The sequence below is a fragment of the Sphingomonas sp. URJC2 genome, assembly GCF_059803575.1.
In genome coordinates, this window is record NZ_JAPFGX010000028.1 from 24878 (window position 1) to 35517 (window position 10640).

Here is a 10640-nt window from a genome sequence, read left to right on the forward strand (position 1 = left end):
TAGGACGATGCCGAAAGGGTTTCCAGCCCGGCGACATCGCCCTAGTGCGGGGGCGATGCTTTATCCGCTGCTCCGCCCCGCCATCCATGCGCTCGATGCCGAAACCGCGCACCGGCTGACCATCGCGGCGCTCCGCCTTGCGCCGCTTGGCGGCCGGCCGGAGCGCGATCCGGTGCTGGCCTGCCGGGTCGCGGGGCTGGATTTCCCCAATCCCGTCGGGCTGGCGGCAGGGTTCGACAAGGATGCCGAGGTGCCGGCGCGGCTGCTCGCGCTCGGCTTCGGCTTTGTCGAGGTGGGGACGCTCACCCCGCTGCCCCAGGCGGGCAATCCGCGCCCGCGCCTGTTCCGCCTCGCCGAGGACCGCGCGGTCATCAACCGCATGGGCTTCAACAACAAGGGGCAGGATGCGGCGCTGGCGCGGCTCAGCGCGTTCCGCCGCCGCGCCGGGCCGGTCGGCGTCAATATCGGTGCCAACAAGGATGCGGCCGACCGGATCGCCGATTATGCGGCCGGCGCGCGCGCCATGGCCCCGGTCGCCGATTATCTGACCGTCAACATCAGCTCGCCCAACACGCCCGGCCTGCGCGCCTTGCAGGCGGCGGGTGCGCTCGCCGAGCTGCTGGCCGGGGTGACGGCGGCGCTCGCCGGCCGGCCGGAGCGGGAATCGCCACCGATGTTCCTGAAGGTCGCGCCCGACCTTGCGCCCGACGAGATCGACGCGATTGCGCGGGTGGCGATCGAGGCCGGGGTGGGCGCGCTGATCGTGTCCAACACCACTGTCCAGCGGCCGCCGCTCGCCTCTGCTCATGCCGGTGAACAGGGCGGGCTGTCGGGTGCGCCGCTCGCCCCGATTGCCTGCGCCGCGCTCAGCGCGTTCCGCGCCGCGACCGGGGGCAAGCTGCCGCTGGTCGCCGCCGGCGGGATCGGCAGCGCGGACGAGGCCTATCGCCGCATCCGCGCCGGGGCGAGCCTGGTCCAGCTTTATTCGGCGCTGGTCTATGACGGGCCGGGGCTGGCGCGGCGGATCGCGCGCGGGCTGGCCGAACGGCTGCGGCGCGACGGCTTTGCCAATGTCGCCGAAGCGGTGGGCGTCGATGCGCCGGTCGCGGCCGCTTGAGCTTGGCTGAAAGCCCGATAGTGTCGCGAGCGATGTTCAGCCGCCCCCTTGCTCTCGCTCTTGCCGCGCTGGTCGCGGTCGCCCAGCCCTTTGCCGCCGGGCCGTTTGCCGCCCGGCCTGTCGCTGCCCGCACCCCGGTTGCAGGCGGGGTGGTGTCGGCCGCCGATCCGCGTGCGGCCGATGCCGGGCGGCAGATCCTGGCCAAGGGCGGCAGCGCCGCCGATGCGGCAATTGCCATCGCGCTGGCGCTGACCGTGGTCGAGCCGCAAAGCTCGGGCATTGGCGGGGGCGGGTTCCTGGTCCATCACGATGCCCGGACCGGGCGGCTGAGCGGCTTTGACGGGCGCGAGACCGCGCCGCTGGCCGCCGGGCCGGACCTGTTCCTCGGCCCCGATGGCCGGCCGCTGTCGGGGGGCGATGCGGTGCCGGGCGGGCGCAGCGTGGGCGTGCCGGGCAATATCCGCATGTTCGCGCTTGCCCATCAGCGTCATGGCCGGCTGCCCTGGCGGGCGCTGTTCGCCCCGGCGATTGCATTGGCGCGCGACGGGTTCCGCATCACGCCGCGGCTGCACGAGTTTCTGGTCAATCGCGGGCGCGGGGCGGGGTTCACCCCCTTTGGCCGCGACCTGTTCTTCGACGCCGCCGGTCAGCCGCACCCGGCCGGCACGCTGATCCGCAACCCGGTGCTGGCCGACACACTCGCCGCGATTGCCCGGTTCGGGCCGGATCATTTCTATGCCGGGCCGCCCGCGCGCGCGATTGTCGCGGCGGTCACCGGCGCGCCGCGCAATCCGCAACGCATGACCGGGGGCGATCTCGCCAGCTATGCGGCGCGCGAGCGCCCGGTGCCGTGCGCCACCTATCGCGCCCACCGCATCTGCGGCATGGGGCCGCCGGCCTCCGGCCCGATTGCCGTCATCCAGATCCTGAAGCAGCTCGAACGGTTCGACCTGAAGGCGATGGGTCCGGGCGATCCGCGCGCCTGGCACCTGATCGCCGAATCGATGCGCCTCGCTTATGCCGACCGCGACGCGCATGTCGCCGACCCGGATTTCGTCGCCGTGCCCGTCGCCGGGCTGATCGATGCCGCCTATCTGGCCGAACGCAGCGCGCTGATCGCGCCCGACCGGCGGATGGCCGATGCCCCGGCCGGAACGCCGCCCGGCGCAAGCGAGGTGATGCGCGCCCCCGCGCCCGAACCGGCATCGACGTCGCACATGGTCGCGGTCGATGGCAGGGGCAATGTCGCCACCCTCACCTCGACCATCGAGGGGCCGTTCGGCTCGGGCCTGACCGCGGCGGGCTTTTACCTCAACAACGAGCTGACCGATTTCAGCTTCGTGCCCGAAAAGGATGGCCGCCGCGTCGCCAACCGGGTGGAGCCGGGCAAAAGGCCGCGCAGCTCGATGGCGCCGATGATCGTCTATGGCCCCGACGGCCATGTCCGGCTGGCGCTCGGCGCGGCGGGCGGATCGACGATCATCGCCCAGGTGGCCAAGGCGATCATCGCCGTGCTCGACTGGGGCATGACCGCCGAGGCTGCGATTGCCGCGCCGCAACTCTATGCTACCGGCGACACGCTGGTGATCGAACAGGGCAGCGCGCTCGAGCCGCTGGCCCCGGCGCTTGCCGCGCTCGGCCATCGTCCGGTCGCGCGCACGCTGCCGCTCAAGGGCAATGCCGCCGAATGGCGCGACGGAGCGTGGAGCGGGGCCGCCGACCGGCGCAGCGAAGGCGCGGCCTTCAAACAGTAACGACAACGACGACAAAACAGGGCGCAGCCACGAGACTGCGCCGCGGGCAGGAGGATCGGATGCGGCAGTTCGAGCAATTCCCCAATCTGGTGACGATGTTCTACACCCGCGCGGACGAGCGCGGCGAGGCACCGTTCCTGTGGGCGCGACGCGGCGGGACATGGCATTCGATCAGCTGGGCCGAGGCCGCGCGGCGCGTGACCGCGCTCGCCCAGGCGTTGGAACGGCTGGGGCTGAAGCCCGGCGACCGGGTGATGCTGGTGTCGGAAAACCGGCCCGAATGGTGCATCGCCGATCTGGCGATCATGGCGGCGGGATGCGTGACCGTGCCGACCTATACGACCAACACCGAGCGCGACCACCAGCACATTCTCGACAATAGCGGGGCCGCCGCCGTCATCGTGTCGAGCGACAAGCTGGCGCGCGCGCTGCTGCCCGCGGTGCTGCGGTCCGACACTGCGCGGCATGTGATCTCGATCGAGCCGCTGCGCCCGGCCCAGGCCGGCGCGCAGGAGTTTCACCTGTGGGACGCGCTGATCGCCGCCGAGACGCCCGATGTCGCCGGCCGCGCGGCGCGGGTGGCGGCAACGATGGCGCGCGGCGACACCGCCTGCATCATCTACACCAGCGGCACGGGCGGCGCGCCGCGCGGCGTGTGCCAGCATCACGGCGCGATCCTGCTCAATGTCGAGGGCTGTATCGACATCATCAGCGAGGATTTCGGCTGGGGGGACGAGGTGTTCCTGTCCTTCCTGCCTTTGTCCCACGCCTATGAACATAGCGGCGGCCAGTTCCTGCCCATCGGCCTTGGCGGGCAGATCTATTATGCCGAGAGCCTCGAAAAGCTCGCGGCCAATATCGAGGAGGTGCGGCCGACGATCATGGTCGTCGTGCCGCGGCTGTTCGAGGTGCTGCGCCAGCGCATCGTCAAGAATATCGACAAGCAGGGCGGGCTGGCACCGCAGCTGCTGCGCCGCGCGCTCGCGCTGGGGGCCAAGGATCTGGCCGGCGGGATTCCGATCTGGGACCGGCCGATGGACCTGCTGCTCGGCCGGCTGTTCCGGCCCAAGGTGCAGGCGAAGTTCGGCGGCCGCATCAAGGCCTTGGTGTCGGGCGGCGCGCCCCTCAACCCCGAAATCGGCGTGTTTTTCCACGCGCTCGGCATCACCCTGCTGCAAGGCTATGGCCAGACCGAGAGCGGGCCGGTGATCAGCTGCAACCGGCCCAAGGCGGGGCTGGCGATGCACACGGTCGGCCCGCCGCTGACCAAGGTCGAGGTGCGGATCGCCGAGGATGGCGAGATCCTGTGCCGGGGCGAACTCGTCATGCACGGCTATTGGCGCAATGATGCCGAGACGGCGCGGGTGCTCAAGGATGGCTGGCTGCACACCGGCGATATCGGCCATCTGGACGCCGCCGGGCGGATCGTCATCACCGACCGCAAAAAGGATCTGATCGTCAACGACAAGGGCGACAATGTCTCGCCGCAAAAGGTCGAGGGGATGCTGACCCTGCAGCCCGAGATCCTGCAGGCGATGGTCTATGGCGACCGGCGGCCCTATCTGGTCGGCGTGATCGTGCCAGATCCCGAATGGACGGCGGAATGGGCGGTCGCCAACGACTATAAATGCGATTTTTCAGCGCTGTCCGACAATCCCGCCTATCGCCATGCGCTGATGGCGGCGGTCGACCGGGTCAATCGCGACCTGTCGGTGATCGAAAAGGTGCGCCGGATCATCGTCGCCGACGCGCCCTTCTCGATCGAGAATGAACAGCTCACCCCGTCGATGAAGATCCGCCGCCACGTGCTGAAACAGGCCTATGGCGACAGGCTGGACGCGCTGTACCGGGGCTGAGGGGCTGGGGACCGGAGTTCGTTGATCGGGAAGAACGGCGCCGGGAGTTTTTTTTGGGAAGGGCGGCACCGGCCCGCGCCCCAACCCGGCCTCCCATAGCGTAACCTGCCGTTGGGAGGCCGGGTGGGGGATCTGGCCGGTGCCGCGACCAAGCAAAAGACTCGCGGCAAACACCCCTCAGCCCGGCGTGCGATAGGGCACGAATGCGCCGAGCGTGCAGCTGCCGCTGTTGAACCCGGCGACCATGTCGCGCACCGTCAGGATGTCGCCGCGGCACAGCCGGGTGGTCGGCGTCTGGCTGATCACCGTAGAGCCGGGGGCGAGGCCCGGGCAGCCGCCCGGCGGGTCGTTGCGATAGATGAGCTTGTTGTTGACCCGGTAAAGGATGGTGCGGTCGCCGATATTGCGGCTGCTGCGCGCCTCGGTCAGCGAGATGCAGTCGACCGGGTTGCCAGCCACCTTGCCCGCCAGCCACTGCGCCTCGACCTTGGCATCGCGCGGATGGACCGGCCGCTCCCTGCGCCCGCCCGCATCTCCTTGCGCCATCGTCGATGCGCCCAGCGCCGCGACACCGGCCATCACCGCGAGCGCGGCTTTGGCCGTCATTCCGATACCCTTTGTCATCGCTCTCTCCTCTGGCTCAACACTCCATACGCACAACTCAACCGGTAAAACTGTCCTTGGCCGCACGCCGCGCCGCCAGCTCCTCCGCGTCGCGGGCGCGCATGAACGGATTGGTCGCGCGTTCGCGGGCAATGGTCGTCGGCACGGTCGCTTGGCCCGCCGCGCGCGCGGCGATCACCTCCTGCAACCGTGCGGCGATCTCGGCATTGTCCGGCTCGGCCGTCACCGCGAACCGGGCATTGCCGAGCGTGTATTCGTGCGCGCAATATACCCGCGTTTCCCCGGGCAGGGCGGACAGGCGCTGCATATTGGCGAACATCTGCGCGGCCGTGCCTTCGAACAGCCGGCCGCAGCCCATGGCGAACAGCGTGTCGCCGACAAAGGCCGCCTGCGCCGCCGGCAGGTGATAGGCGATGTGCCCGGCCGTATGGGCGGGAACGTCGATCACCTCGGCCGTGAACGCGCCAAGGCGGACATGGTGACCGCCCGTCACCGCGCGGGCGATGCCGGGGATGCGGTCGGCCTCGCCGGCCGGGCCGGTGATCGTGCAGCCGGTCGCGTTCCGGATCGCCAGATTGCCGCCGACATGATCGGGGTGCCAGTGGGTGTTCCAGATCTGGCCGATCGTCCAGCCGCGCGCGGCGGCGGCCTCCAGCACCGGGTCTGCCACCGCCGGGTCGATCACCGCCGTGTCGCCCGAGGCCGGATCATGCGCCAGCCAGACATAATTGTCCGACAGCACCGGCACGGCGATGATCTCGAGGCCCATCGGATTACCAGCTGCCGGTATTGGGCATCGACGCCCAGGGCTCGGCCGGGGGCAGATAGCCGTCCTGCAGCAGCTCGACCGAAATGCCGTCGGGCGTCTTCACGAACGCCATATGGCCGTCGCGCGGCGGCCGGTTGATCGTCACCCCGGCGTCCATCAGCCGCTGGCAGGTGTCGTAAATATTGTCGACGCGGTAGGCGAGATGGCCGAAATTGCGCCCGCCGGTATAGGTTTCGGCGCTGCCATCCTCGGCCGGCCAGTTATAGGTCAGCTCGACCTCTGCCACCCCGGCCTGGCCGGGGGCGGCAAGGAAGATCAGGGTGAAACGCCCCTGTTCGCTGTCGAAGCGGCGCACCTCTTCAAGCCCGAGCAGCTGGAAGAAGCGGACGGTCGCGTCCGGATCGGACACGCGGATCATCGTGTGGAGATATTTCATGGTGCCTCTGGCTGGCCCTGCGGGGGCAATCGGTCAAGCGCCGCCTGCGCCATCGCGGCGGCATCGCTGTTCGGCTGCACCTTGATCGCGGCTTCGAACGCCAGCCGGGCGGCGGCGGGTGCGCCCGCGGCCAGCGCGATCTGCCCGGCCTCGAGCGCGACCATCGCATCATCGGGCGCGCGGCTGCCTGCGGTCGCGATATCGGCGCGGGCGCGGTCGAGATCGCCCATCCGCCGGGCAAGCGTCGCCGACAACAGCCAGGCGAGCGGATCGTCGGGGGCAAGCTTCAGCGCCTCGTCGAGATCGGCGCGCGCTTCGGTCAGCGCGTCCAGCCCGACATTGGCGCGCGCCCGGTCCAGCCGCGCCTCGCCGCGCGCCATGCCGGCCAGTTCGGGCGAGCTGAGCGCCTTGTCGAGCGCGAGGCGCGCGGCCGCATATTCGCCGCCCGCCAGCCGCGCATTGCCCGCCTGCACCCACAGATTGACGGCAACCGCGTCGTCGCGCGCCCCCTCCGCCTCGCGTGCCGCCTGTTCGAACGCGGTCGCTGCCGACGGCCAGCGCTGCTGCGCCAGATAGGCAAAGGCCAGGCACTGGCGCGCCAGCACGCCGCCGCCCTTCAGATGCCAGGCATTGGCGATCTGCGCCGCGCGCACCGGATCGGCACGCACTGCATCAAGGCAGGATGCTTCGGCAGCGATCAGCATCATGAGCATCTGCGCTCAGTCCCCGGTCAGTTCTGCGACCGCCGCTTCGATCAGGGAAAGGTCCTGCGGCCGCGACAGCCGGTGATCTCCATCTTTGATCAACATTATCCGAACCAGAGATGAACGCAGGCGCGCCGCCAGATCAAGTGCGATCTGCCATGGCACATCCGGATCGGCCTGACCCTGGATCAGCCGCACCGGACAATCGAGTGCAATCTCGCCATCCAGCAGCCGCAGCGACTGACCGGCCTCGAAAAAGGCGCGGGTGGTGACCAGCGGCGCGCCATAATCGGATGGCCTTGCGATCCGCCCTTCGGCGATGATCTGCGCCTTTTGCGCGGCGTCATAGCCCCATTGGGTGAAATCGGGCGCGGCGGCGATGCCGACCAGCCCGGCCACCCGCTCGGGCCGGGCGAGCGCCGCCAGCAGCGCGATCCAGCCGCCCATCGACGATCCGACCAGAATCAGCGGCCCGGTCACATGGTCGATCATCGCCAGCGCATCGTCGCGCCAGCTGGCCAGGGTCTCGTCCTCGAACCGCCCGGCGCTGTCGCCGCAGCCGGCATAGTCGAAGCGCAGCATCGCCCGGCCGTGCCGCGCCGCCCAGGCGTCGAGCGCGACCGCCTTGGTGCCGGCCATGTCGCTGGCATAGCCGGGCAGGAACAATATCGTCGGGCCAGCACCCGGCCGGTGGCGGAAGGCGAGGGCCGGGCGGCCCGGCCGCTCCAGCCGCGCGGGTGCGGTCAGATCACCCATTCGATCGACAGCATTTCGATATTGGCGCGGCGCTTGGCATCGCGCTTGGCGACCATCTGGTCGTAAAGCCGCTTCACCGTGCCGCTGCCAGTGGTCACGAACAGCGCCGGCACCAGCGCATGGATCATGCACGCCACGCCTCCGGCCACCATCCGCACGCCGAAACCGCCCGCGGCGGCGAAATGTTCGGCATAGCTCTCGCCCACCTGACGGGGATGATCGCGGAACAGGCGGTTGAACATCGCGGGTGCGTCCTTCTCGACTGGCTGGTGAAGCGCGTCTAGCACAGGCGGGCCGCCAAATCCCAGCCGGTTAGCCGGCGCGGCGGGGAAACAGCGCGTCGATCGCGGGGTCAAGCGGCGGCGGCTTGAACCGTTTCGCCGGGCAACCTGTCTCAGTGCCGCCGCGCGGGCAAGGTGCGACCGCATCCATTTCCGTCTCTTGTCCCCGTTGCGCCAGCCGCTATGGGAAGGCCATGTCCCAGATGATCCGCATCACCCTGCCCGATGGTTCCGCGCGCGACGTGCCGGCGGGCACCAGCGCGGCCGACATTGCCGCTGCCATCGGTCCCGGCCTTGCCAAGGCGGCGCTGGCGGCGCGGGTCGATGGCGAGCTGCGCGATCTTGGCCGGCCGATTGACGGCGATGCCGATCTGGCGCTGATCACCGCCCGCGACGAGGCCGACGCGCTCGAGCTGGTGCGCCATGATTACGCCCATGTGCTCGCCGAGGCGGTGCAGGCGCTGTATCCGGGCACGCAGATCACCTTCGGTCCGGCGACCGAGGACGGGTTCTACTATGACGTGATGGCCCCGGCGTCGCGGCCGCCCTTCTCGATGGACGACCTGCCGGCGATCGAGGAGAAAATGCGCGAGATCATCCGCGCCGACAAGCCGCTGGTCCGCGAAGTGTGGAGCCGCCAGCGGCTGATCGACAAATGGGAGGCCGAGGGCGAACGCTTCAAGGCCGAATGGGCGCGCGAACTGCCCGAGGGCGAGGAACTGACCGTCTATTGGTCGGGCCAGCCGGGCGCGCCGGGGGCGTGGCTCGACATGTGCCGGGGGCCGCATCTGCCCTCGACCGGCCGGCTCGATCCGCAGGCGTTCAAGCTGATGCGCGTCGCCGGGGCCTATTGGCGCGGCGACCAGCGCAATGCCCAGCTGACGCGCATCTATGGCACCGGCTGGCTGAACAAGAAGCAGCTCGACCAGCATCTGACCCGGCTGGAGGAAGCGGCCAAGCGCGACCATCGCCGGCTGGGGCAGGACATGGACCTGTTCCATCTTCAGGCCGAGGCGCATGGTTCGGTGTTCTGGCATCCGCGCGGCTATGTGATCTGGCGCGCGCTCGAGGCCTATATGCGCCGCGCGATCGACGGCGCGGGCTATCGCGAGGTCAAGACGCCGCAGGTGATGGACGCCCGGCAATGGGAACAGTCCGGCCATTGGGGCAAATATCGGGAAAACATGTTCGTCATCCCCGACGAGGTGCCCAACGTCGATGATGACGGCCCGATCGTGTCGGCCGATGCCGACTGGATGGCGCTCAAGCCGATGAACTGCCCGGCGCATGTGCTGATCTTCCGCCAGGGCATCAAATCCTATCGCGATCTGCCGCTGCGCCTGTATGAAAATGGCTGCTGCCACCGCAACGAGCCGCATGGCGCGCTGCACGGGCTGATGCGGGTGCGCCAGTTCACCCAGGACGATGCGCACATCTTCTGCCGCGAGGATCAGATCGTCGAGGAGGTGCGGGCATTCTGCGCCCTTGCCGACCGGATCTACAAGGATTTCGGCTTCACCTATTCGATCAAGCTGGCGCTGCGCCCCGAAAAGCGCTTCGGCACCGACGAGATGTGGGACAAGGCCGAGGCGGAGCTGCGCAACGCCGTGGCCGCCGCCGGGCTGGCGACGCCCGAATATGGCTGGGAAGAGCTGCCGGGCGAGGGCGCATTCTATGCCCCCAAGCTGGAATGGCACCTGACCGACGCCATCGGCCGCACCTGGCAGGTCGGCACCATCCAGTCGGACCGGGTGCTGCCCGACCGGCTCGATGCGTCCTATGTCGGCGAGGATGGCGAGCGTCACCGGCCGGTGATGCTGCACCGGGCGATCTTCGGGTCCTATGAACGGTTCATCGGCATCCTGATCGAACATTATGCCGGGCGCTTCCCGCTGTGGCTCGCGCCGGTGCAGGCGGTGGTGGCGACGATCGTGTCCGACGCCGACGAATATGCCCGCGCCGTGGTCGAGCGGCTGAAGGCGCTGGGGCTGCGCGTCGAGGCCGATCTGCGCAACGAGAAGATCAACTATAAGGTGCGCGAGCACAGCCTGGCCAAGACGCCCTATTTGCTCGTGATCGGCAAGCGCGAGGCCGAAGAGGGCATGGTCGCGCTGCGCCCGCTGGGGGCGGATGCGCGGCAGGAGGTGCTGTCGCTCGACGCCGTCGCGGCACGGCTGGCGGCGGAGGCGCTGGCACCGGATCTGCGTTGAGGGTGTTTGTGATTGGGAAGAACGGCACCGGGATTTGTTAGCTGGGAAGAGCGGCACCGGCCCGCCACAAACAACACCCCGGCCCGGTAAAGCCGCTTTCAATGCACGCCCCGAACCATTAGGTTGGGGCAGT

Annotated in this window: 10 protein-coding genes; 4 read left to right on the plus strand and 6 right to left on the minus strand. The window is 69.4% G+C overall.

Features of this window, described 5'->3' with window-relative positions; genetic code table 11:
* Positions 1-55 precede the first annotated feature (55 nt).
* From OPU66_RS10775 to OPU66_RS10785, 3 genes are read left to right on the plus strand one after another with little or no spacing between them, the layout of a single operon-like run.
* A complete protein-coding gene (locus tag OPU66_RS10775) occupies positions 56-1117 on the plus strand; it encodes a quinone-dependent dihydroorotate dehydrogenase (protein ID WP_498553652.1) in 1062 nt (353 codons plus the stop codon).
* Positions 1118-1149: 32 nt separating this feature from the next.
* Positions 1150-2871, plus strand: coding sequence for a gamma-glutamyltransferase family protein (locus OPU66_RS10780; protein WP_498553653.1), 1722 nt, complete (start codon positions 1150-1152; stop codon positions 2869-2871).
* A 59-nt stretch (positions 2872-2930) separates the two neighbouring features.
* Positions 2931-4727 carry an AMP-dependent synthetase/ligase gene (locus tag OPU66_RS10785; RefSeq protein ID WP_498553654.1) on the plus strand — a complete coding sequence of 599 codons (1797 nt, stop codon included), beginning with the start codon at positions 2931-2933 and terminating at the stop codon, positions 4725-4727.
* A gap of 177 nt (positions 4728-4904) precedes the next feature.
* Here OPU66_RS10785 and OPU66_RS10790 read toward each other — a convergent pair whose 3' ends face one another.
* The 6 genes from OPU66_RS10790 to OPU66_RS10815 are packed head-to-tail and all read right to left on the minus strand — an operon-like array spanning position 4905 to position 8258.
* On the minus strand, positions 4905-5351 hold the full coding sequence (locus tag OPU66_RS10790) for a hypothetical protein (RefSeq protein WP_498553655.1): 447 nt from the start codon (positions 5349-5351) through the stop codon (positions 4905-4907).
* 37 nt (positions 5352-5388) lie between these two features.
* Positions 5389-6120 (minus strand): hydroxyacylglutathione hydrolase, encoded by a 732-nt coding sequence (gloB, locus tag OPU66_RS10795; protein ID WP_498553656.1) that lies wholly within the window; start codon positions 6118-6120, stop codon positions 5389-5391.
* A 4-nt stretch (positions 6121-6124) separates the two neighbouring features.
* Entirely contained in the window at positions 6125-6556 is a 432-nt protein-coding gene (locus OPU66_RS10800) for a VOC family protein (protein ID WP_160591413.1), read from the minus strand.
* Positions 6553-7269: a hypothetical protein gene (locus OPU66_RS10805; protein WP_498553657.1), complete on the minus strand. Its 717-nt coding sequence runs from the start codon at positions 7267-7269 to the stop codon at positions 6553-6555. Before OPU66_RS10805 ends, OPU66_RS10800 begins: the two co-directional genes overlap by 4 nt.
* Before the next feature lie 6 nt (positions 7270-7275).
* Positions 7276-8016: an alpha/beta fold hydrolase gene (locus tag OPU66_RS10810; RefSeq protein WP_498553658.1), complete on the minus strand. Its 741-nt coding sequence runs from the start codon at positions 8014-8016 to the stop codon at positions 7276-7278.
* Positions 8004-8258 (minus strand): DUF6356 family protein, encoded by a 255-nt coding sequence (locus OPU66_RS10815; protein WP_498553659.1) that lies wholly within the window; start codon positions 8256-8258, stop codon positions 8004-8006. The genes OPU66_RS10810 and OPU66_RS10815 overlap by 13 nt, the downstream gene beginning before the upstream one ends.
* Before the next feature lie 233 nt (positions 8259-8491).
* Between OPU66_RS10815 and thrS the strand changes: the two genes are divergently transcribed.
* Complete coding sequence (thrS, locus tag OPU66_RS10820) at positions 8492-10507, plus strand: threonine--tRNA ligase (RefSeq protein ID WP_498553660.1); 2016 nt, start codon at positions 8492-8494, stop codon at positions 10505-10507.
* Positions 10508-10640: the final 133 nt, after the last annotated feature.

What these genes read in the sequence shown, in the direction of transcription:
- OPU66_RS10775 (WP_498553652.1), top strand. Translation starts at nt 56, where the DNA reads ATGCTTTATCCGCTGCTCCGCCCCGCCATCCATGCGCTCGATGCCGAA.
- OPU66_RS10780 (WP_498553653.1), top strand. Translation starts at nt 1,150, where the DNA reads ATGTTCAGCCGCCCCCTTGCTCTCGCTCTTGCCGCGCTGGTCGCGGTC.
- OPU66_RS10785 (WP_498553654.1), top strand. Translation starts at nt 2,931, where the DNA reads ATGCGGCAGTTCGAGCAATTCCCCAATCTGGTGACGATGTTCTACACC.
- OPU66_RS10790 (WP_498553655.1), bottom strand. Translation starts at nt 5,351, where the DNA reads ATGACAAAGGGTATCGGAATGACGGCCAAAGCCGCGCTCGCGGTGATG.
- gloB (WP_498553656.1), bottom strand. Translation starts at nt 6,120, where the DNA reads ATGGGCCTCGAGATCATCGCCGTGCCGGTGCTGTCGGACAATTATGTC.
- OPU66_RS10800 (WP_160591413.1), bottom strand. Translation starts at nt 6,556, where the DNA reads ATGAAATATCTCCACACGATGATCCGCGTGTCCGATCCGGACGCGACC.
- OPU66_RS10805 (WP_498553657.1), bottom strand. Translation starts at nt 7,269, where the DNA reads ATGCTCATGATGCTGATCGCTGCCGAAGCATCCTGCCTTGATGCAGTG.
- OPU66_RS10810 (WP_498553658.1), bottom strand. Translation starts at nt 8,016, where the DNA reads ATGGGTGATCTGACCGCACCCGCGCGGCTGGAGCGGCCGGGCCGCCCG.
- OPU66_RS10815 (WP_498553659.1), bottom strand. Translation starts at nt 8,258, where the DNA reads ATGTTCAACCGCCTGTTCCGCGATCATCCCCGTCAGGTGGGCGAGAGC.
- thrS (WP_498553660.1), top strand. Translation starts at nt 8,492, where the DNA reads ATGTCCCAGATGATCCGCATCACCCTGCCCGATGGTTCCGCGCGCGAC.